At 59.4% G+C, this 22851-nt stretch carries 20 protein-coding genes and 1 tRNA gene; all 21 read left to right on the top strand.

All coding sequences use genetic code 11. From position 1 onward, the window contains the following. Positions 1-48 precede the first annotated feature (48 nt). The 21 genes from DXD39_RS09125 (at position 49) to DXD39_RS09025 (ending at position 22793) form a co-directional block, all read left to right on the top strand. Positions 49-1005 (top strand): ABC transporter permease, encoded by a 957-nt coding sequence (locus DXD39_RS09125; protein WP_055251823.1) that lies wholly within the window; start codon positions 49-51, stop codon positions 1003-1005. A 3-nt stretch (positions 1006-1008) separates the two neighbouring features. Further along, positions 1009-3024, top strand: coding sequence for a dipeptide/oligopeptide/nickel ABC transporter permease/ATP-binding protein (locus DXD39_RS09120; RefSeq protein WP_117803878.1), 2016 nt, complete (start codon positions 1009-1011; stop codon positions 3022-3024). Continuing rightward, positions 3025-3852 carry an ABC transporter ATP-binding protein gene (locus DXD39_RS09115; protein WP_089573612.1) on the top strand — a complete coding sequence of 276 codons (828 nt, stop codon included), beginning with the start codon at positions 3025-3027 and terminating at the stop codon, positions 3850-3852. It begins immediately after the preceding gene. An 80-nt stretch (positions 3853-3932) separates the two neighbouring features. Beyond that, entirely contained in the window at positions 3933-4910 is a 978-nt protein-coding gene (locus DXD39_RS09110; protein WP_117803877.1) for an acetylxylan esterase, read from the top strand. Then, positions 4903-5754, top strand: coding sequence for an acetylxylan esterase (locus DXD39_RS09105; protein ID WP_117803876.1), 852 nt, complete (start codon positions 4903-4905; stop codon positions 5752-5754). Before DXD39_RS09110 ends, DXD39_RS09105 begins: the two co-directional genes overlap by 8 nt. Positions 5755-5822: 68 nt before the next feature. Further along, positions 5823-6743: a dihydrodipicolinate synthase family protein gene (locus DXD39_RS09100; protein ID WP_089573615.1), complete on the top strand. Its 921-nt coding sequence runs from the start codon at positions 5823-5825 to the stop codon at positions 6741-6743. A gap of 172 nt (positions 6744-6915) precedes the next feature. Beyond that, positions 6916-7881 carry an ROK family protein gene (locus DXD39_RS09095; protein WP_022094876.1) on the top strand — a complete coding sequence of 322 codons (966 nt, stop codon included), beginning with the start codon at positions 6916-6918 and terminating at the stop codon, positions 7879-7881. Between the two features lie 70 nt (positions 7882-7951). After that, on the top strand, positions 7952-8638 hold the full coding sequence (locus DXD39_RS09090; protein WP_022094877.1) for an N-acetylmannosamine-6-phosphate 2-epimerase: 687 nt from the start codon (positions 7952-7954) through the stop codon (positions 8636-8638). Positions 8639-8739: 101 nt separating this feature from the next. Beyond that, positions 8740-9660, top strand: a complete 921-nt coding sequence (gene rapZ, locus DXD39_RS09085; protein ID WP_117770487.1) for an RNase adapter RapZ — start codon at positions 8740-8742, stop codon at positions 9658-9660. A gap of 6 nt (positions 9661-9666) precedes the next feature. Further along, positions 9667-10596, top strand: a complete 930-nt coding sequence (whiA, locus tag DXD39_RS09080; protein ID WP_117770486.1) for a DNA-binding protein WhiA — start codon at positions 9667-9669, stop codon at positions 10594-10596. Between the two features lie 193 nt (positions 10597-10789). Continuing rightward, complete coding sequence (gap, locus tag DXD39_RS09075) at positions 10790-11815, top strand: type I glyceraldehyde-3-phosphate dehydrogenase (protein WP_099431436.1); 1026 nt, start codon at positions 10790-10792, stop codon at positions 11813-11815. Between the two features lie 140 nt (positions 11816-11955). Then, positions 11956-13146, top strand: coding sequence for a phosphoglycerate kinase (gene pgk, locus DXD39_RS09070; protein WP_117803875.1), 1191 nt, complete (start codon positions 11956-11958; stop codon positions 13144-13146). Continuing rightward, complete coding sequence (gene tpiA / locus DXD39_RS09065) at positions 13139-13906, top strand: triose-phosphate isomerase (RefSeq protein WP_117803874.1); 768 nt, start codon at positions 13139-13141, stop codon at positions 13904-13906. Before pgk ends, tpiA begins: the two co-directional genes overlap by 8 nt. A 5-nt stretch (positions 13907-13911) precedes the next feature. Beyond that, entirely contained in the window at positions 13912-15465 is a 1554-nt protein-coding gene (gene gpmI, locus DXD39_RS09060) for a 2,3-bisphosphoglycerate-independent phosphoglycerate mutase (protein ID WP_117803873.1), read from the top strand. 156 nt (positions 15466-15621) lie between these two features. Further along, positions 15622-15876, top strand: a complete 255-nt coding sequence (gene secG / locus DXD39_RS09055; RefSeq protein ID WP_117735340.1) for a preprotein translocase subunit SecG — start codon at positions 15622-15624, stop codon at positions 15874-15876. Between the two features lie 290 nt (positions 15877-16166). Next, positions 16167-17843 carry an ABC transporter substrate-binding protein gene (locus DXD39_RS09050; protein ID WP_117758575.1) on the top strand — a complete coding sequence of 559 codons (1677 nt, stop codon included), beginning with the start codon at positions 16167-16169 and terminating at the stop codon, positions 17841-17843. Positions 17844-18000: 157 nt separating this feature from the next. Continuing rightward, positions 18001-19038, top strand: coding sequence for an ABC transporter permease (locus DXD39_RS09045; protein WP_117758574.1), 1038 nt, complete (start codon positions 18001-18003; stop codon positions 19036-19038). 14 nt (positions 19039-19052) lie between these two features. After that, positions 19053-19988 carry an ABC transporter permease gene (locus DXD39_RS09040; protein WP_117735337.1) on the top strand — a complete coding sequence of 312 codons (936 nt, stop codon included), beginning with the start codon at positions 19053-19055 and terminating at the stop codon, positions 19986-19988. 2 nt (positions 19989-19990) lie between these two features. Further along, positions 19991-21082: an ABC transporter ATP-binding protein gene (locus tag DXD39_RS09035; protein ID WP_022094887.1), complete on the top strand. Its 1092-nt coding sequence runs from the start codon at positions 19991-19993 to the stop codon at positions 21080-21082. Then, positions 21083-22111: an ABC transporter ATP-binding protein gene (locus DXD39_RS09030; protein ID WP_117803872.1), complete on the top strand. Its 1029-nt coding sequence runs from the start codon at positions 21083-21085 to the stop codon at positions 22109-22111. Positions 22112-22703: 592 nt separating this feature from the next. Beyond that, a tRNA-Leu gene (locus DXD39_RS09025) sits at positions 22704-22793 on the top strand. The last annotated feature ends 58 nt before the right edge of the window (positions 22794-22851 follow it).

Raw genomic sequence — 22851 nt, 5'->3', positions numbered from 1 at the left:
GTACTCATATACCAGTTGGTCCTACCGACAAAAGAAAGGGGAGAGAACGTGAACAACTTGCTACGTTTGATTGGAAGGCGTCTTGTGGCGCTGCCGATCATGGCATTGGGCGTCACCGTCCTGGTGTTCTTCCTTATGTCGTTCTCCAAGACCGACCCCGCCTACACGGCGTTGGGTGACGGTGCCTCGCCCGAGGCGGTTGCCGAGTACCATGAGAAGTATGGTCTGGACGACCCCTGGCCCGTGCGCTACGTGCGCTATATGGGCGATTTGATCCATGGCGACATGGGCACCTATGGTGCTGCTCGCAACTCCGTTGCCAAGCGCATCTCCACGGCCCTGCCCGTCACGATGCAGCTGACCTTCATCGGCCTTGCCATCGGTGCGGTCGTTTCGTTTTTGCTCGGCGTCATCGCGGCACTGTATCGCGACAAATGGCCGGACCAAGTGATCCGCGTCTTTTCCATCGCCGGCTTGGCAACCCCGTCGTTCTGGCTTGCCGTTCTGTTGATCCTGCTGTTCTCTTCCTACCTTAAGGTGCTCCCGGCATCGGGTGCTCTGCCTCACTTCACCACGAATCCGGCTGGTTATCTGGGCCGCATGATTATGCCCGCCATCGCCTTGGCATTTCCGCTGACGGGCCAGATGACTCGTATCGTGCGTACCGCCATGGTCGAGGAGCTCGACAAGGACTATGTCCGTATGGCTCGCGGCGCCGGCGTTCCCGAGAAGGTCGTCGTCGGTATCAACGTTCTTCGCAATGCGCTGATCACCCCGGTCACCACCCTCGGTCTTAAGATCGGTTACCTCATGGGCGGCGCCGTCGTCATCGAGGTTATCTTCAACCTCCCCGGCATGGGCACCGCGATTCTGCAGGGCGTTCAGGGCAACGAGGCGAACCTGGTTCAGGGCGTCGTCATCGTCGTTGCTCTTGCCTTCATCATCATCAACATCGTGGTTGACATGCTCTACCTGCTCATCAACCCGCGCATCAGGACGGTGTAGATTATGGTAAAGATTCGAGAGAAGCAAACCGAGCAGCTCGAGAAGGCTGCCTCCAAGGGGCTCAAGCTCGGTGGCTGGAAGAAGATGACGCTGTCTTCTAAGATTGCCGCCGCCGTGCTGGTGCTGGTCGCCCTGACTGCGATTCTGGCGCCCCTTCTTGCCCCCTATAGCCCGGTCGAGATCTTTACGGCTCGCCAGGCTCCCGGCAACGGATTTATCTTCGGTACCGACGATAAGGGTCGCGATATTCTGTCGCGTATGCTCTACGGTGGTCGTTACTCGCTGATTATCGGCTTTGGCGCCACTGCCATGGCTCTGGTCTGCGGCTCGGTCGTGGGCGCCCTTGCAGCGGTTTCGCGCAAGGCCGTCTCCGAGACGATCATGCGTATCTTGGACATCATCATGTCCATCCCGGGCATCGCCCTCGCGGCCGTCTTCGTCTCCATCCTGGGCAACTCCGTGCCGTCGATCATCTTCGCCATCGGCTTTATGTACACTCCGCAGATTGCCCGTATCGTGCGCGCCAACATCGTGTCCGAGTACGGCGAGGACTATGTCCGCGCGGTCATCGTTTCCGGCGCCAAGGCTCCGTGGATTTTAATCAAGCATGTTCTGCGTAACTGCATCGCCCCGATCATGGTCTTCACCGTTACCCTAGTCGCCGACGCCATCATCTTCGAGGCTTCGCTGACCTTCATCGGCGCTGGTATCCAGGAGCCCACCGCTACCTGGGGCAACATCCTCGCCGACGCCCGCGGCGGCGTGCTCGCCGGCCGTTGGTGGCAGGCGTTGTTCCCGGGCCTGGCCATCATGATCACCTGCCTGGCGCTCAACATCCTCTCCGAGGGCATTACCGACGCCATGGCCGCTGCTCCCTCCGCCGCCCTGGATCCGACCGATTCCTCCAAGCGCCGCGAGGCCGACCTGCTGGTCTCCGACCCCGTTCGCGCCTACAAGGAGCAGGCCCAGTCCCTCTCCGCTCGCCTTGGCGCCCTGCGCGATGTCGAGCTCAAGCGTGACGATCGCCATGTGCCCGACGAGTCTGTCGAACCGATTCTCTCGGTCCGTGACTTCTGCATTCAGTTTGAGCATCACGGTGATATCAACGTCGTCGACCATGTCAACTTTGACGTCCGTCCTGGTCAGACCATGGGCCTGGTGGGCGAGTCCGGTTGCGGTAAGTCCATCACCACGCTGGCCATCATGGGCCTGACCGACGACGATGAGCACCTTTCCGGCGAGGTCCTCTGGGAGGGCCGCGACCTGCTCAAGATGAGTAAGAAGGAGTGGTTCGGCCTGCGCGGTACCGATATCGCTATGGTCTATCAGGACGCCCTGTCCTCGCTCAATCCCTCCATGCTCATCTCTGCCCAGATGAAGCAGCTCACCAAGCGTGGCGGCACCCGTAGCGCCGAGGAGCTCCTGGAGCTCGTGGGCCTCGACCCCAAGCGTACGCTCGAGAGCTATCCGCACGAGCTTTCCGGTGGTCAGCGTCAGCGCGTTCTGATTGCTATGGCCCTTACCCGCGACCCCAAGCTGGTCATCTGCGACGAGCCCACGACCGCCCTGGACGTTACCGTCCAGAAGCAGGTCATCAAGCTGCTCAACGACCTTCAGGCCAAGCTCGGCTTTGCCATGATCTTCGTCTCGCATGACCTGGCGCTGGTCGCCGAGGTCGCCCATAACATCACGGTGATGTACGCCGGTCAGGTTATCGAGCAGGCGCCCACCAAGGAGCTGCTCACCAACCCGATCCACGAGTACACCCGCGGTCTTCTGGGTTCCGTCCTGTCCATCGAGAGCGGTTCGGGCCGCCTGCACCAGGTGCCCGGCGCCGTTCCGAGCCCGCGCGATTTCCCCAAGGGCGATCGCTTCGCGCCCCGCTCGAGCCATCCGCGTATTGGCCTGGACACCCGTCCGGTCTTCAAGCGCGTGCCCGGCACCGAGCATTTCTATTCCGAGCTCCCCGACGAGGTGCTCAAGGCAAATGGTTTGACCCCTCACGCGGAGGTGATGTAGATGAGCGAGACCGCAGTCAACGGCGTCGAGCCGATCATCTTCCTTGATGACGTCCACGTCACCTTTAGGACCCGTACCGGCTCGATTCTGCACCCTAACCTGGTTCACGCCGTCCAGGGTGTAACGATTAGGCTCATGCCCGGTCAGACGATCGGCATCGTCGGCGAGTCCGGTTGCGGTAAGTCCACCACCGCCAACGTCATGTGCGGCCTGCAGGCCCCCACGAGCGGCAAGGTCTACTTTAAGGGCAAGGACGTTACCAAACGTACCGCCGAGGACCGTCGCCACATGGGTCGCGTCATCTCGGTCGTGTTCCAGAACCCGGCCACGGCACTCAACCCCCGCATGGTCGTTCGCGAGCAACTGCTCGACCCCATGCGCGTCCACAACCTGGGTACCGAGGCCGAGCAGGAGAAGCGCGTCAAGGAGCTCTTGGAGCTCACCGGTCTGCCCAGCTCCGCCGCCGAGGTTCTTCCCGGCCAGCTTTCGGGCGGCCAGCGCCAGCGCGTCGCAATTGCCCGTGCCCTGTCGCTGAACCCCGATGCCATCATCGCCGACGAGCCAACCTCGGCTCTGGACGTTTCGGTCCGCGCGCAGATTCTGAACCTGCTGACCGACCTTAAGAAGGAGCTCGGCCTGGCCATGGTGTTCATCAGCCATGACATCCAGACGGTCCGCTATATCTCTGACGACATCATCGTTATGAATGGCGGCAAGATCGTCGAGCAGGGCGAGGCCAAGCAGGTCTTCCAGCACCCCCAGGACCCCTACACCAAGATGCTGCTCGGCGCTGCGCCGTCGCTGCTGCATCCCAAGCTCGGCGAGTAGCCTCGCTTTCCCTCCCGTGCGCCCGGTTCCCTTGCCGGGCGCACCTCCGTTGCGATTTCGAAAGGTTGGGTTCACGAGCCATGCCAAGTGCTCAGGAGCTACAACATCAATTTGGTGGGTATCGAGGCGCCATGCCCCGTCCATCAGATTTCGATCTCTTTTGGAAGGATCGCATGGCCGAGGCCGACGCGGTCGGGCTTGACTATGCGATCGAGACGGCATCGGTCACAGATGCCGTGACCTGCCAGCTTTTCGACCTCTGGTATACCGGCATGTGTGGCGCTCGCCTGCATGCCAAGTACCTTAAACCCGTCTCGGACGAGCCCGTGCCATTGGTACTTCAGTTCCATGGATATCCGGGTGCAAGCCGCAGCTGGTTTGAGCAGGCGTCGTTTGCGGGCATGGGCATGGCACTCATCGCCCTCGACTGCCCCGGTCAAGGAGGTCCCTCCGAGGACATTGGTGGATTTGAGGGCACAACGGTCGCGGGCCATATCGTCGCCGGTATCGACGGCGACCCGGCCAACCTCTACTATGTCCGCTTGCACCAAGATATTCGCATCCTGTGTCGCATCGTTCGCGAGCTCGAGGGCATCAATCTTGCCCGTGTGTTTGTGAACGGCGCGTCGCAGGGCGGCGGTTTGGGCATTGCGACCTGTGCACTTAACAGCGAGCTTATCAATCGCGCCGCCATCCTCTATCCCTTCCTGTCGGATTTCCGCCTGGTCTGGGACTTGGATGCCGACGACATTGCCTACGAGGGCCTGCGCTATTGGTCTCGCTGGTTTGACGAGGACTCGACTCGTATCGACGAAGCCTATGCCAAGCTGGCGTACTTCGATTCCAAGAACTTTGCCCCTATGGTCAAATGCCCCGTGCTGTTTGGCACCGGCACAGCCGATACCGTCTGTCCGCCAGCGACGCAGTTTGCGGTCTATAACAACCTGACCTGTGAAAAGCGTCATGAGTTCTTTGAAGGCTTTGGCCACGAGGAGATTCAGGATTTTGACGATCTGATCATTCCGTTTTTCTGCAAGGGAGGGGAGGCTCATGTCTAAGTGCGAGAGCAATGTCGGCGAGCTGATTGTCCCCGACCTTGTGGGGATTCCCGGGACGGTTTCGTCAAGGCTCTCTGAATATCGGGACTGGCACGGTGATGTTCAGGCAGATGTTTCTGATTTGGAGACATGTGCTATGAATCTTGAGATTCAAGGCCTGGCCATTACGGCGATCGATTTCGCCAATCCGTATGCCCGCTACTCCGAGGTTTCCTTTGAGCTTGGTGGCGATGTGGTCCACGCACGTTTGATCGAGCCTGCCGGTCGCGCCCGAGCATCCGAGCTTGTGCCGCTATGTCTGATGTTTCACGACATCGACCGACCCGTGCGGGGATGGCATCACATGACGAGGTTTGCGGCCATGGGATATGCCGTGCTTGCGCTGGACGATGAGGCGATTGGACCCAGCGATCTGCGGCAGGGGATTACCTCGCCTGCTTTTGTCAGGCGCGTCCGTTGGGGCTGCGCGTTGGCGGAGGTCGCGCGCAATCTTGATGGCATGGACCCCGACCGCATCTTTGCATGGGGCGAGGGTCTTGGCGGCGGAGTCGCGCTGGCGGTTTCTGCTCTGGACGAGCGGGGCCTCGCCCGCACGGCGGTTGCCAATCCGCTTCCTGGCGGCCTCGAGGTGCTGTCGTCTCGGGTGCGCGGATCGGTGCTCATGGGCACATCGCTTATGGATACCGTGAGCGATTCCAAGGATCAGTTTGCCGTATTCAACGGTCTTGAGTGTGACCGGAGGCATATCATCTATGCAAAATACGCTCACGAGCGCATCAATGCGTTCGAAAACGAAGTCGTAGACTTTTTTAACCAAACGTTCCACTCGTGTTCTTTGGCCTAGACGGCCTGGACACTGCCAACAAGAGTGGGTGGCATAGGGCCGCCCGCCAGACAACTAAGGAGATTCTTGTGGCAACTCAGAAATTCACCGGCGTTATCCCTCCCGTTGTTGTTCCCGATACCGAAGATCACCAGCTCGATGTTGCCTCCTTTGAGCGCAGCATCAACCGCATGATCGATGCCGGCGTCGATGGCCTGTTCTTCTTGGGCTCTTCGGGTGAGGTCGTTTTCTCCACCGACGAGCGTCGTCGCCAGATCATCGCCGAGGCCGTCCGCATCGTCGACCACCGCGTGCCTGTTCTGGTCGGCATCATCGATACCGAGACCGAGCGCATGATTGAGCACGGCAAGGTCGCTCAGGAGCTGGGCGCCGATGCCCTCGTCGCCACCTGCCCGTTCTATGCCCTGCAGGGCATGACCGAGGTCGAGGAGCACTTCCGCATCCTGCACGAGGAGCTCGACCTGCCCATCTTTGCCTATGATATCCCCGTCTGCGTTCACACCAAGCTCCCCTGGAAGCTCCTTGCCAAGCTCGGCGCCGAGGGCGTCCTTGCTGGCGTCAAGGATTCCTCGGGTGATGACATCTCGTTCCGCTACCTCGTTCAGGAGAACGAGAAGAACGGCCATCCGATGAGCATCCTCACCGGCCACGAGGTTGTTGTCGACGGCGCTTACCTCGGTGGCGCCGACGGCTCTGTCCCGGGTCTCGCCAACGTTGAGCCCGAGGGCTACGTTCGTCAGTGGAAGGCCGCTCAGGCTGGTGACTGGGCTACCGTCAAGGCCGAGCAGGATCGCCTCAATGAGATTTCGCACATCTGGGATGTCACCTCGGGCGTCCAGGGCTATGCCGGTGGCGTCGGCGCCTTCAAGACCGCTATGAACCTCATGGGTATCTTCGACAGCCCGACCATGCCGCGCCCGGTGAAGGCCATGACCGGCGAGAACGTCGAGGCTATTAGGAAGGTCCTCCAGGACAACGGCCTCCTGTAAAGCTTTCCCAGGCACCCGACCTCGCCGTTCAACCGTGTGGCCATGACTATTAGGTCAATGGCCACACGGTTTCTCGGCGATCTTGGGCACCAGGAAAACCTTTACTGCGCTGTGACGGCTAGCCTGACGGCGCATTTCCTATAGTTGTTTTTTATCTCCGAAGGAGAGCGACATGGAGAACAAGTACGTCTGTTCTGTCGATATCGGCGGAACTAAGATCGCGACTGCCATCATGGAGTACCCGGCTGACGGTAGTGTGCCCCATCCCGTTTTTGAGGCCGAGGTTCCCACCGAGGCCCAAGAGGGCGGCGAGGCCGTCTTCCAGCGTATCGAGGCGTCCATCAAGGCTGCTCTCGAGGCGAATCCCGATGTCGAGGTCCTTGGCGTCGGTATCGGTGCCGCCGGCGTCGTCGATCCCAAGACGGGCGCCATCGCGTATGCCAATGAGATCATGCCCGGCTGGTCCGGCGTTCAGTTGGGGCCGCGTCTGCGCGAGGATCTCGGTCTTCCCGTTGCCGTTGTAGGCGACGTGCAAGCTCATGCTCTGGGCGAGGCCCACTGGGGCGTCGGCAAGGGCAAGTTCTCCGTCTTGTGTCTTGGCATCGGTACGGGCATCGGCGGCGCATATGTCGAGAACGGCCGCGTGATGCAGGGCTTCCATGGTGCTGCTGGCCATATGGGCCACATCGAGTGCTCGGCTGCCGCCGGCATTCCCTGCGCCTGCGGGCGTTCCGGCCATCTGGAGTCGGTTGCTTCGGGCACTTCCATTGGTCGTATGTACGATGAGCGCTTTGGCCGTGTCGACCCCAGCCGTCCTTCGGTCGGTCGCGATGTGAACGACCTGTGCCGTGCAGGCGACGCAAAGGCGACCGAGGTCATCCATGATGCCGGCTTTGCGTTGGGTGCCAGCTTGGGCTCGCTCGCTAACATCCTGGACCCTGAGGTCATCGTGCTTTCGGGCGGCGTGATTCACCAAGGTCCCGATTGGCGTTCGCAGACGTGGAAGGATTCGGTGCACGAGGGCTATGCCAGCCAGGCGCTCGATCCGCTTCAGGACACGCCGATCCTCATCGGTTCTCTGGAGGGCGATGCTCCGCTCATCGGTGCCGCTGAGCATCTTCTTGCCTCGTTGAAGTAAACGTATCTGCTGTAGGAGCCTCCCGAGACAACACGCCTCGGGAGGCTGTTCTGAGAAAGGTTGCAGCCTTATGACCGTCGATCCTTTGATTCAATCCCTGAAGGGCAAGCTCGTCGTGAGCGTTCAGGCGTATATGGGCGAGCCGCTTCGTACGCCCGAGACCATGGCTCAAATGTCTCGCGCTTGCGAGCTTGGCGGCGCCGCCGCCATTCGCTGTCAGGGCCTTGCCGACATTGCCGCCATTAAGGGTCGCTGTGAGGTTCCTGTTATCGGCCTGTGGAAGGATGGGCACGAGGGCGTTTACATCACGCCGACGCTGCGTCACGCTCGCGCCTGCGTTGCCGCGGGTGCCGATATCGTGGCGATCGATGCCACCGATCGTCCGCGTCCCGATGGCAAGACCGTCGAGGACACCTTCCGTCCGCTGCACGAGGAGGGTGTGCTCCTGATGGCGGATTGTGCCACCATCGAGGACATTCGCCGTGCGGTTGATATGGGCTTCGACCTTGTATCCACCACGCTTTCTCATGGTGTCGCCGCCATCGACTGCACCATGGCCGATGGCCCCGATCTTCCGCTTCTGCGTCAGGCGACCGAGGAATTCCCCGGTCTTCCCATCATCTGCGAGGGCCGTGTGCACACGCCCGAGGAGGCTCGCGCCGCGATCGATGCTGGCGCTTGGGCCGTTGTCGTCGGCACTGCCATCACGCATCCCACGAGTATTACGAGTTGGTTCAAGGCTGCGCTTGAGGCGTAAGACAGGCCTCGTATCCGCTCGGGGCGGTATACTCAATATAGGCAATTGACCGCGCGGGATCCGGGTTGCTGGGTCCCGCGCTTGTTTTCGGGAGGCAACACATGCAAAAGGGAGATGCCATGGATGCGGCGGAGCGCTCGGAGCGCATCCCCGATATCGTCATCATCACCGGAATGTCCGGATCGGGCCGCACGCAGGCCATGCACGTGTTCGAGGACATGGGCTATTTTTGCATCGATAACCTGCCTCCGCGTCTGATCGCCCAGCTTGCCGAGCTCGTCGGCATCAATACGGGCGTGGGCAGGCATCTCGCCGTCACCTGCGATTTGCGTAGCCAGGGACTGTTTGACGAGTTGCTCGATGCGGTCGCCGCGCTCGAAGAACGCGAGATGAGCTGCGACATCGTGTTCCTAGAGGCTTCTGACGAGGTGCTGATCCGTCGTTATAGCGAAAACCGCCGCCGTCATCCCATTGCCAAACCGGGGGAGACTACGGCCGATGCCATTCAGCGCGAGCGCCTTCAGCTGCAGGGCGTGCGCGATCGAGCCGATATGATTATCGACACGAGCCGTCTGCGCACCTCTGCGCTGCGCAACAAGCTACGTATGGCATTTTCCGAACTGTCCGACCAACAGCTCATGGACGTCCATGTGTTCTCGTTTGGCTTTAAGCACGGCATGCCCGTCGAGGCGGACATTATGATCGACGTCCGCTTCCTGCCCAATCCGTTCTACGATCCCGAGATGCGCACGATGACCGGTCTCGATAAAAAGGTCTCGGATTTTGTTCTGGACCATCCCAAGACGCAGGAGTTTTGGAAGGCTTGGACACGGCTACTCGATACGGTGATGCCGGGCTATATCGCGGAGGGTAAACCGCAGCTTTCTATCGCCATCGGCTGCACGGGCGGACAGCACCGTAGCGTCGCCATTGCCGAGGCCACGGCCCGTTACCTGGAAGGCGCCCAGTATCACGTGAGCATCTCCCACCGCGATCTGTCGCGCGCCAACACGAAGGCATAGGCCTGCATGTCGTTTACCGCTGAGGTGCGCGACGAGCTTGCGCGCTGCGAACCCGAATGTGAATACTGCGACTTGTCGACACTTGCCGCCCTCACGCGCGTGAGTGGTACGCTCTCGCTTACCGGCTCTGGGCGGTATCGTTTGACGGTTGCGACTGAGACGGGAGCCGTCGCACGCACGATGATCACGCTGACACATCGCATCCTTAAGCTCAAAACGGAATTCACCGTTCGTAAATCGGTCTTGCATAAGGTCCGTAATTATCTCATTACCCTGCCCGATCAACCCGACCTGGACAAGGCTCTGGTGCTGCTGGGCATTCTAGACCGCAGGGGAGGGCTCGTCGCTGGTGTTCCCCGACACATCGTTGCCCGTCCCTGCTGCAGGCTTGCCTACATCCGCGGCGCGCTCATCGCGGGTGGCTTCGTGGCCGATCCGCGCGGCGATTTTCATTTGGAGATCGCGGTGCAGGGCGAGCAATATGCTAAGGGGCTTTGCGACCTGTTGGGGCAGATTGGGGTCCATGCTCGTGTTAATGCACGGCGGGGGTCATATGCCGTGTACATTAAGAGCGCCGAGGAAATCGAGCATCTATTAAAGCTGATTGGTGCCAAGCGCAGCGTTGCCGAGATTGAGGAGGCGCGCGCGGTCAAGTTGGTTAAGAACGATGTGAACCGTCGCGTGAACGCCGAGCTCGCCAACCAGACCAGAAGCGCCGGTGCTGCCCAACATCAGCTTGCGCTTATCGATGAGCTCGAGCAGCGCGGCCTTCGGGATGCGCTTCCGGATGCCTTGGCGGTCTTTTGCGACCTGCGCGAGCGCTATCCCGATCTGTCGCTGCGTGATTTAGGGGAGATGGCTGACCCTCCCTTGTCGAAGTCGGCCCTCTACCATCGTGTTTTACGTCTTGAAAAGCTCATTGAAGCAAACAAGTAGTTTAAAGTATTGACGTATATACGGATTTAGCTGCTATTTTATTCTTTAAAACGTTTTAACGTAAATTTGATTTTCAATTTCGAGCATTCTCGTGAAATTCAAGTCAAAAAAAAGGTATATTAGGCGAGTGGTTAGTTTGTGGGCCTCAACGGCGGGCGCTGTAGCTTGCGGGGGCCTTACGAAAGGAGACACAATGGCAGTAAAGGTTGCTATTAACGGCTTCGGTCGCATCGGTCGTCTGGCTTTCCGTCAGATGTTCGGTCATGAGGGCTCCGAGATTGTCGCTATCAACGACCTCACCTCTCCCGATATGCTCGCTTACCTGCTGAAGTACGACTCCACGCAGGGCAACTACGCTCGCGATCACGAGGTCGTTGCTGGCGAGGATTCCATCACCGTTGACGGCAAGGAGATCAAGATCTACAAGGAGGCCGACGCCAACAACCTGCCTTGGGGCGACCTCGACGTCGACGTCGTTCTCGAGTGCACCGGCTTCTACACCAGCAAGGCTAAGGCTCAGGCCCACATCAACGCTGGCGCCAAGAAGGTCGTCATCTCCGCTCCGGCCGGCAGCGATCTGCCCACCATCGTGTACAACGTCAACCACGAGACGCTGACCGCTGAGGACAACATCATCTCCGCCGCTTCCTGCACCACCAACTGCCTCGCCCCGATGGCCAAGGGTCTGAACGACTTCGCTCCCATCGTGTCCGGCATCATGACCACCATTCACGCCTGGACCGGCGACCAGATGCCGCTCGACGGCCCGCAGCGCAAGGGCAACAAGCGTCGTAGCCGCGCCTGCGCCGTCAACATCGTCCCCAACACCACCGGTGCTGCCAAGGCTATCGGCCTGGTTCTCCCCGAGCTCAACGGTAAGCTCATCGGTGCCGCCCAGCGCGTCCCGACGCCGACCGGCTCCATCACCAACCTCTACGCTGTCGTTGACAAGAAGGTCACCGTCGACGAGGTCAACGCCGCTATGAAGGCCTACGCTTCCACCATCTCCGAGACCTTCGGTTACAACGAGGACGACATCGTCTCCACCGACATCATCGGCGAGACCCACGGCTCCATCTTCGACGCCACTCAGACCATGTGCTCTGACCTCGGCAACGGCCAGACCCTCGTTCAGGTCACCTCTTGGTACGACAACGAGAACTCCTACACCTCTCAGATGGTCCGCACCATCAAGTACTTCGAGAAGTTCGTTGCTTAATTTAGCTTTTAGCGAATAGCTCGTTGAGCGTCTAAAGAAGGGCGCGGCCTCATAGGGCTTACACCCTAGGGTCGCGCCCTTTTTATAGGAAATCGTCTGCCGTAATGGGAGGCAGACACGTACGAAAGGTAGAAGCAAACATGGCCTTTACCAAGAAGACCGTCCGCGACATCGATGTCGACGGCAAGCGCGTTCTCGTCCGCGTTGACTTCAACGTGCCTATCAAGGATGGCGTCGTTGGCGACACCACCCGCATCAAGGCTGCCCTGCCCACCATCAACTACCTCGTTGAGCACAACGCTCGCGTCATCCTCATGAGCCACCTCGGCCGTCCCGATGGCACCGGCTTCCAGCCCGAGCTGTCCCTCGAGCCCGTCGCCAAGAAGCTCGCTGAGCTCTCTGGTCTCGATGTTGCCTTTGTCGCCGACACCTACGGCGAGAAGGCTGCTGAGGCTGTTGCCGCCGTCGAGCCGGGCAAGGTCCTCGTTCTCGAGAACGTCCGTTTTGACAAGCGTGAGAAGAAGAACGATCCCGAGATCGCCAAGATCCTCGCTTCCTATGGTGACGTCTTCGTCCTCGATGCCTTTGGCACCGCTCACCGCGCCCAGGGTTCCGTTGTGGGCCCCGCCGCTTACCTGCCCGCAGTCGCTGGCTTCCTGCTCGAGAAGGAGGTCGACACGCTGACCGGCATCTTCGCCGAGCCCGAGCGCCCCTTCGTCGCTATCGTCGGCGGTTCCAAGGTTTCCTCCAAGATCGGCGTTCTCGATCACCTCATCGACTCCGCTGACACCCTGATCATCGGTGGCGGCATGGCCTACACCTTCTTCCTGGCTCAGGGCCTGACCGTCGGTCAGTCTCTCAAGGAAGAGGACTGGGTCGAGCGCGCCGGCGAGATGCTCAAGAAGGCCGAGGAGAAGGGCGTCAAGATCCTGCTCCCCATCGATAACCGCGTTGCCGATCACTTTGGCGAGGACGCTGTCCCCGAGGTTGTCGCTTCCGACGCTATCCCCGACGATCGTGAGGGTATGGACATCGGCCCCAAGACCGAGGAGCTCTACGCCGAGGCCGTCAAGGGCGCCAAGACCGTGTTCTGGAACGGCCCCATGGGCGTCTTCGAGTTTGACAACTTCGCTCACGGCACCCAGGCTATCGCCGAGGCTGTTGCCGAGGCCGACTGCACCTCGATCATCGGCGGTGGCGACTCTGTCGCAGCTGTCAACAAGTTCAACCTGGCCGACAAGATGAGCTGGATCTCCACCGGTGGTGGCGCTTCCATGGAGCTCGTCGAGGGTAAGGCCCTGCCCGGAGTGGAGGCGCTTCTCGATGCCTAATCGCACCCTTCTTATCGCTGGTAATTGGAAGATGAACAACGACGTCGCCGAGGCTGCCAAGCTCGCCGACGAGCTGGCTCAGGCTCTGCCCGAGGTTCCGGCTGGCGTCGAGGTGCTCGTGTGCCCTCCGACCATCGACATCACCACGGTTCATGACCGCATTCAGGCTGCCCCCATCGCCCTCGGTGCACAGAACGTGTACTGGGAGGCCAAGGGTGCCTTCACCGGTGAGTCCTCTTGCGACATGCTCAAGTCCGCTGGCTGCACCTACTGCATCATCGGCCACTCCGAGCGTCGCGACTACTTCCACGAGACCGACGAGGACCAGAACAAGAAGGCCAAGGCCCTCGTTGCCGCCGGTCTTGTTCCCGTCTTCTGCTGCGGCGAGTCCCTCGAGGTCCGCGAGGCTGGTACCTATGTCGAGCACGTCGTGAACCAGGTCAAGGCTGGCCTTGCTGGTCTTGAGATCACCTGCTCCAAGCAGGTCGTCGTCGCCTATGAGCCCATCTGGGCCATCGGCACCGGCAAGACCGCTACCGCCGAGGACGCTCAGGAGGTCTGCGGCGCTATCCGTGAGACCCTCAAGGAGATGTTCGGCGAGGAGCTCGCTAACGGCATCCGCGTTCTCTATGGTGGCTCCGCTAAGCCCGGCAACATCGCCGAGCTTGTCGCCAAGCCCGATGTTGACGGCGCCCTCGTGGGCGGCGCTTCGCTCAAGGCTGCCGACTTTGCCTCTATGGTCGTCAAGGCAGGCGAGTAGGACATATGGCACAGCGTCATCTTCCTGCACTCCTGATCATCATGGACGGCTGCGGCCTGGCTCCGGCCGATGGCGAGAACGCCGTCGCCGCTGCCAAGACGCCCTTCCTTGACAGCCTGTACGCTCAGTATCCCCACACCACGCTCGGTGCTTCGGGCGAGGACGTGGGCCTTCCCGACGGTCAGATGGGCAACTCCGAGGTAGGCCACCTCAACATCGGTGCCGGCCGCATCGTGTTCCAGGAGCTTTCGCGCATCAACAATGCCATCAAGGACGGCTCCATCGCCAAGAACGAGGTTTTCGTCAAGGCTATGGACGACGTCAAGGCTGACGGCAAGACCCTCCACCTCATGGGCCTTATGAGCCCTGGCGGTGTTCATTCTCACATGAACCACGTCGAGGCTCTGGTCAAGATGGCTGCCGAGCACGGTGTCAAGACCGTTCGCGTCCACGCCTTCATGGATGGCCGCGACGTTGACCCGCAGTCCGGTGCCGGCTATATGAGCGAGTTCTGCGCCTTCCTGGCTAAGATCTCCGAGGAGACCGGTTGCGACGCTCGCGTTGCCACCGTCTCGGGCCGTTATTGGGCCATGGACCGCGATAATCGTTGGGAGCGCATCCAGCGCGCCTACGACGTCATGGTCAACGCGTCCGATGCCGATACCGACCCCGTTGCCGGTATCAAGGCCTACTACGAGAAGGATCCGCGCGGCGATGAGTTCGTCGAGCCCTTCGCTGCCCACAACGAGGGCATTCACGAGGGCGACGCGGCCATCTTCTTCAACTTCCGTCCCGACCGCGCTCGTCAGATGACTCGCGTGTTCACGGACAAGGAGTTCGACGGCTTTGAGCGCGAGCAGATTAAGCTTTCGCACTTTGTGACGATGACCGAGTACGATCCGACGTTTGACGTCGAGGTCGCCTTCCCCAAGACGTTCCCCGAGAACGTTCTGGCCGACGTTATCGCCGCCAATGGCCTGAAGCAGCTGCACACCGCCGAGACCGAGAAGTACGCCCATGTGACGTTCTTCCTCAATGGCGGCATCGAGGAGCCCAAGGAGGGCGAGGAGCGCGTGCTCGTCGCTTCCCCCAAGGTTGCTACCTACGATCTGCAGCCCGAGATGAGCGCTCCCGAGGTTACCGAGAAGCTTGTCGCCGCTATCAACGAGGATCGCGCTGATTTCTACATCGTGAACTTCGCAAATTGCGACATGGTTGGTCACACCGGTGTCTTCGACGCTGCCGTTAAGGCCGTCGAGGCTGTTGACGATGCCCTGTCCAAGGTTGTCCCGGCGATTCTCGCTAAGGGCGGCTTTGCGCTGATTACCGCCGATCACGGCAACGCCGATCACATGTTTGACGTTGCTTCCGACGGTTCCAAGCATCCGTTTACGGCTCACACCACCAACCGTGTGCCGTTCATCATCGTTGATGAGAAGGCGCAGCTCACCGGTATTGAGGACGGCCGTCTTTCCGATATCGCTCCGACCATGCTCACCATGGCTGGCATTGAGCCTTCCGCCGAGATGACGGGTCGCGTACTCGCCACCGAGGCCTAATAGAAAACAACAAACGTTTTCTAGCAAGGGGGGTTGTCCACATTCGGACAACCCCCTTTTGCGCTATTTCTGCCCGTCCTCAAATGGCAGGCGGGGGAGTACTGGGGGTTGTGGTACAGTACTGGAGTTTGAATTGTTCTATTAAGGAGCTTATCTATGGGTCCGTTCCAGATTCTTCTGTTTGTTGTTTGGGCTGTCTCTGCCGTGGCGCTGACGATTCTCGTCCTGATGCACTCCGGTAAGGGTACCGGCGTTTCGGATATGATCGCCAGTTCTCTGTATAACTCCACCTCCGCCACGGGCGTTATGGAGCAGAACCTTGACCGCCTGACCGTTATCATGGCTGTCGTGTTTGCCGTGTGCGTTGTGCTGTGCATGTTCTTCTTCCCGCAGGGCATCGTCGGCTACTAAGCAACGGCGTATATACGTTTGCAAAGGGTCCCGCATGTGTGGGGCCCTTTTTGTTTACAGACTTGTAACAGAGTCAAAATATCCCCACATACTTCGCCTAACTAAAGAAATTCTCGACCGTTAACCGGAATCAGCGCCAAATTGTGCATAAAATGCGCTACTGTATTGCAAAACGTTGGCCCGCACTGCATAACCAGCCATAACGGCGGACCGCGTTTGAATGGTTCGATTGGGCTGTCTCGACGTTGCCCGGCCGAATTCACTTTGTCCTATCTCATAAGGAGGATGGCATGGCTGATTCTATGTTCCACCAGCCCGTTATGGGTCGTCGCGCCTTTGTTGGCGGCACCCTCGCTGCGAGCTCCATGGCTTTTCTTGCCGCATGCGGCAAGAAGGGCGGCGACGCTTCCGGATCTGACTCCGGTTCGACGCTGAACTTCTACATCAACAACCCGGTCTGCATCGACCCCTACAACGTCCAGGAGGATCAGGGCACTCAGGTCGAGTACCAGCTCTTCGACGCTCTGACGGAGTACGACCCCGAGAAGGGCGAGATCGTTCCGCTGGCTTGCGAGTCCTTTGAGGCTAACGACGACGCCACCGAGTTCACCTTCAAGATCAAGAAGGCTAAGTTCCACAACGGTGACGACGTTACCTCCAAGTCCTTCAAGCTCGGTTGGGAGCGTCTAGTCAACACCAAGTCGGCCATCGCCACCGAGTATGGTCCTTCCGAGGTCTCCTATCACCTTTCCATGGTTGAGGGCTATGACGATCTGCTTGCCGGCAACGCTACCGAGCTCAGCGGTGTTACTTGCCCCGACGATGAGACCCTCGTTGTCAAGCTGTCTTCCGCTTACGCCGACTTCCCCTTCGTCGCCTCTCACCCGGCTCTGTCCCCGGTTCCCGAGTGCGCCGAGTCCGATGTCAAGAGCTTCTACCTTGCCCCGGTCGGCAACGGCCCGTTCATGATGGACGGTAAGTGGGAGGATGGCCAGGAGATCAACCTCAAGAAGTTTGACGATTACTATGGCGACAAGGCCAAGATCGATGGCATCCACTTCCAGGTCATCAAGGACATGGAGACCGCTTACAAGGAGTTCCAGGCCGGTAACCTCGATGTCTGCGACGTTCCCGTTGCTCAGATCGATGCCGCCAAGAAGGACCGTGGCGAGTCCAAGGACGGTTACACCATGGGTGACGGCGAGCATATGCTGCTCGGTGCCGAGCCTTCCACGTACTATCTGACCTGCAACACCACGGCCGAGCCGTTCAATAACGCCGACCTGCGCAAGGGCATCTCCCTGGCCATCAACCGTGAGGCCATCTGCAAGACCATCTTCAAGGGTACCCGTACCCCCGCCGACGGTATTGTTCCTCCGGGAATCGCCGGCTACAAGGAGGGCGCATGGGAGTTCTGCGCCTATGACGTCGACAAGGCTAACGAGTACCTCGACAAGGTCGCTCCCGCTGGCGCTAACGGCGATCGTGGCATTAGCGTGACCCTTTCCTACAACCAGGACGGTGGTCACAAGGAGATCATGGAGTCCATCATCGGCGACCTCGCCAAGGTTGGCGTTACCGCTGTCTCCGATACCCCTGAGTGGTCTGCCCTGCTCGAGCAGTATCAGAACTTCAACTATCAGTTCGGCCGTCTGGGCTGGATCGCCGATTACCCGATCATGGACAACTTCCTGTACCCGCTGTTCCACTCCGACTCCCTCGGTGGCGACAACCGCTCCGGTTACAGCAACCCCGAGTTCGATGCCAAGGTCGACGAGGCCCGCACCACGGTTGATGACGAGGAGCGCATCGCCAAGATGCGGGAGGCCGACGCCATGGTCGCTGCTGACTGCCCGGTTATCCCGGTGATGTTCTACACGCACACCATCGCTGGCTCTGACCGCGTCAAGCATCTCTATGTTGATCCGCAGAAGCACGCCGATCTGGGTACCGCCGAGCTCGCCTAAGGGTTTTGCAGCTTCCGTGAGGGTCAAGTATTTACGTAGACCTCATGGGAAACATACAGTTCTCCCTAACCTGGGGTAAACTGGCTGATGGTAATTTTGGGATGCCGGTCTGGCGATCGGCATCCCATTTAGGTTAATCCCTAGATAGGGGAGTGGTATGGGTAAGTACATCGTTAAACGTGTGCTTCAGTTCATCCCGGTGTTTTTGGGCGTTACGCTGATTCTGTTCGCCCTCCAGAATATCGTGCCGGGAGATCCGATCAAGCTGATCGGTGGAGACAAGGCTCTGTCCCCCGAGGTGGAGCTTCAGCTTCGCGTTCGCTATCACCTGGTCCAGACGGACGAGGACGGCAACGCGATCCTTGACGAGAACGGCGACCCCGTTCAAACGTCGCTCGTGGACCGTTACTTGTATTACATGAACGGCCTGCTTCATGGCGATCTGGGCAATTCGTACCAGCGCAAGCTGCCGGTTACGGAAATCTTTGCCCAGAAGTATCCGTATACGGTCAAACTTGCCGCGTGCGCCATCGTGCTCGAGGCAATCATGGGTATCGGTGCGGGTATCATTTCGGCGGTTAAGCGTTATTCCTTCTGGGATATTTTGGTAACGCTCACCACGTCGATTCTCGTTGCCGTCCCGGCCTTCTGGCTCGGCATGTTGCTGCAGCTGTTCTTTGGCGTCATTCTCAAGGACGCCACGGGCGGTGCATTCTCCATGCCGATCTCGGGTGCCGGCGGTTCCAGCTCTCAGTATCAGGATTGGATGCACTATGTGCTTCCGACCATTACGCTGGCTTCGGTTTCGACCGCTTATGCCGCCCGCATTATGCGCTCGCAGCTGCTTGACGTCATGAACCAGGATTACATCCGTACGGCAAAGGCCAAGGGTCTCTCCAATCGCGCGATCATTATCAAGCATGCGCTTAAGAATGCACTCATCCCCGTCGTTACCTATATTGGTGTCGACTTCGGCGGCATGCTTTCGGGCGCCATCCTGACCGAGACCGTCTTTAACTGGCCCGGCATCGGCTTCGAGGTCTACCGCGCCATTAGCATGCGCGACTGGCCCATCGTTATGGGCGGCGTTACGCTCATTGTTGTCGTCGTTATGGTGATCAACCTGCTCGTCGACATTAGCTATGCATTCCTCGACCCGCGCATCCGCCTTGGCGGTCCGTCGGATAAGGCCTAAGGGAGGTACGTCTCATGCAGGAAACTGATTCTCAGTCTCAGGGGCAGGCTACCGCCACCAAGGCCGCATCTGCTCCCGCCAAGTCCCGCACGCTGTGGGGCGACGCTTTTAAGCGTCTTCGTAAGAACAAGCTCGCCGTTATCGGTGTCTGCTGGATTATCATCGTTGTTGTGGTCGCCCTGACCGCCGATCTGTGGGCTAAGCCCTGGCTCGGCTCTCCTACGGCTTCTGACTCGACCACCATGGCCGAGACGTCGCTGCTGGCTCCGTGTGCCGAGCACCCGTTTGGCACCGACTCTCTTGGTCGTGACATTCTCGTCCGTGTTATCTACGGTGCACGCGTTTCGCTTTCCGTCGGTATTATGGCCACCGCCATCTCCACGGTGATCGGTCTGGTCATGGGCGCCCTGGCCGGTTTCTATGGCGGCATCTGGGATACGATCATCATGCGCTGTGCGGACATCTTCCTGGCGTTCCCGTACGTGCTGTTCGTCGTCGCCATGATCGCCGTTATCGGTCGTGGTCTTCAGAACGTCTTTATCGCCATCGGTATTCTCGGCTGGCCTTCGATTGCGCGCGTCTTTAGATCCGCGATCCTCACGGTCAAAGAGAACGACTATGTTGACGCCGCTCGCGCTATGGGTGCATCCGATGCGCGTATCGTTATGCGCCATATCTTCCCGAACTCCGTTGCTTCCATCGTGGTCTATGCGACCATGAACATTGGTGGCGCTATTCTGACCGAGTCCGCTCTGTCCTTCCTCGGCATGGGCGTTATTCCGCCTACGCCTTCGTGGGGCTCCATGATTCAGGACGGTCAGCAGTATCTTCTGACTGCTCCCTGGATGATGATCATGCCCGGTCTGGCAATTCTCTCGACGGTGCTCGCCTTCACCCTGCTGGGTGACGGTCTGCGCGACGCCCTCGACGTCAAGATGAAGGACGCATAAGGATGAAGAAGAACAAGAACTATGTGGACCTGAAGGACCAGCCGGTTCCCGAGGGCCAGCATCTGCTCGAGGTCGATGACCTTAAGATGTATTTCCACACCGAGGATGGTGTCGTTCGCGCTGTCGACGGTGTGTCCTACACGCTCGATCGCGGCGAGACCCTGGGTGTCGTCGGTGAGTCCGGCTCCGGTAAGTCCGTGACCGCCATGACCATCATGGGCCTCATCTCGATGCCTCCGGGAAAGATTGAGGGCGGCGACGTTCGCTATCGCGGTCGTTCTATCCTCGAGATGACCGAGGAAGAGATGCAGCACATTCGCGGTAACGATATCGCGATGATCTTCCAGGATCCGATGACCTCCTTGAACCCGGTCTATAAGATCGGCAAGCAGGTGGGCGAGGGCCTTCGTCTGCATCGTGGCTACTCCAAGCAGGAGGCGCTCAAGCGCGCCACCGAGCTTTTGGACCTCGTTGGCATTCCCGAGCCCGAGAAGCGCGTCAATGAGTATCCGCACCAGTTCTCTGGTGGCATGCGTCAGCGCGTCATGATTGCTATGGCCCTTGCCTGCGATCCCGATATTCTGATTGCCGACGAGCCCACGACCGCCCTGGACGTTACCATTCAGGCTCAGATTATCGAGCTTATGCAGGAAATGCAGGAGAAGAACGGCAACGCCATCATCATGATCACCCACGACCTTGGCGTTGTCGCCGATATGGCCGACAAAATCATGGTTATGTACGCCGGCCGTCCTGTCGAGTTCGGTACTGCTGAGGAAATCTTCTACGAGAGCCGCCACCCCTACACCTGGGGCCTTATCCGCTCCATCCCGGAGCAGGCCATCGAAGAGAAGAAGCCTCTTACGCCGATTCACGGCAACCCGCCTTCGCTCATGAACTTGCCTGAGGGCTGCGTCTTCTCTCCTCGTTGCCCCTATGCGACGGACAAGTGCCGCAAGCAGCGCCCCGAGCGCGTTGTTACCGAGTCTGGCCATTACTCTGCGTGCCACTACTCCGGTGACCCCGAGTTCCTCAAGAACGCTCCTGAGACGTCCCGTACGCGCAAGGATTCCAAGAAGGGAGGCGAGGCGTAAATGGCAGACAATAATGAGCGTACTCCGCTGCTGAAGGTTGAGCACCTCTCTAAGGAGTTCCCTGCAGAGTCCGGCATGTTCGCCAAGCGTTTTTCCAAGCGTGTCGTCTCTGCTGTGAATGACATTTCGTTCGAGATTTATCCGGGCGAGACCTTTGGCCTGGTCGGCGAGTCTGGTTGCGGTAAGTCCACCACGGGCCGCACCATCATGCGTCTGACCAAGCCGACGGCAGGCAAAGTGTTCTTCCAGGACAAAGATGTTGCCGAGATGAGCAAGCATGAGATCAAGGACATGCGTCGTGAGATGCAGTTTATCTTCCAGGATCCTTATGCATCGCTGAACCCTCGTATGACCATTGGCGAGATCGTCTCCGAGCCCATGACCATTCATGGCGTGGGTACCAAGGAGGAGCGCATTGAGCGCGTCCGCGAGCTGCTGGACGTCGTCGGCCTGAACCCCGAGCACATCAACCGCTATCCGCACGAGTTCTCGGGCGGTCAGCGTCAGCGCGTCGGCATCGCCCGCGCGTTCGCTCTGAAGCCCAAGCTGATCATCTGCGACGAGCCCGTTTCCGCTCTGGATGTTTCCATTCAGGCCCAGGTTCTGAACCTGCTCAAGGAACTTCAGGACAAGTTCGGTACGGCCTATCTCTTCATTGCCCACGACCTGTCCGTCGTGCAGCACATCTCCGATCGCGTTGCCGTTATGTATCTGGGTAAGATGGTCGAGGTTTCGGACTGGAAGACGCTCTATAGCGAGCCTCACCATCCGTACACGCAGTCGCTGCTATCTGCCGTGCCGGTTCCCGATCCGGATATTCAGAAGACCCGCAAGCGCATCATCCTCGCCGGCGATCCGCCGTCGCCGCTGGATCCGCCGACCGGCTGCCGTTTCCACACGCGCTGCCCGATCGCGCAGGGCATCTGCTCCGAGAAGCTTCCTGAGTTTAAGGAAGTTGCCCCGGGCCACTGCTGCGCCTGCCACTTCGCGGAGCCCTTCCCGATCAAGGAGTCTCACATCGACCTGTAGTCGGCTGTTCTCGTCCGGGCCCGCCCTGGTGTTGCTTTTCAGAACGTCCTCGGACATGTCGGAAGCCCCGCTGCGCGCTACGCGCTGTGGGGCTTCCTCCGTCCTGCGGAATGTTCTGAAAAGCAACACCAGGGCGGGCCCTGCGTTAACGCGGCAGAGGGGAGTGAGATTCCTTGATCGCTCACTTAATCTAATAGGAAAGTTGGTGAGGCCGGAGCTTTGGCTCCGGCCTCACCATATAAGGGCTCGGCAAAGCCGAGCCACCAAATTTGCATCAGCCCCCAGAACATGTTTGAGAACTGTGCCTGGAGTATGTGTTGGTAGGCCCCGTATCGGTGTTGCCTCCCGGCGCATTCCGCAGGGGGAGCGATATTTTGCAGCACGAAGTGCGTAGCAAAATATCGCCCATGCCCGAGGACGCGCCGGAAGGCAACACCGATTCGGGGCCGGACATACGGATCTACCTGCGCATTTACAAATTCGTAAACTTTTTTGAAAAAAGTGCTTGCACAGTTCTCGAATCATAGGTTATTATCTTCCTCGTTGAACACGCGGGTCCAACAAAACGAACTGCGAATCAACAACATAGCATGTCGGAGTGGCGGAATTGGCAGACGCGCTAGCTTGAGGTGCTAGTGACCGCTTTTTGGTCATGCGGGTTCAAGTCCCGCCTCCGACACCATCGCATTTGAGAAGCCTCTTCGGAGGCTTTTTTGTTACCGATAGACGGTGGGGTCCAC

The sequence above is a fragment of the Collinsella sp. TM04-29 genome (assembly GCF_003466565.1).
Classification (GTDB): domain Bacteria; phylum Actinomycetota; class Coriobacteriia; order Coriobacteriales; family Coriobacteriaceae; genus Collinsella.
This window is presented reverse-complemented; position numbering and strand designations above follow the sequence as displayed.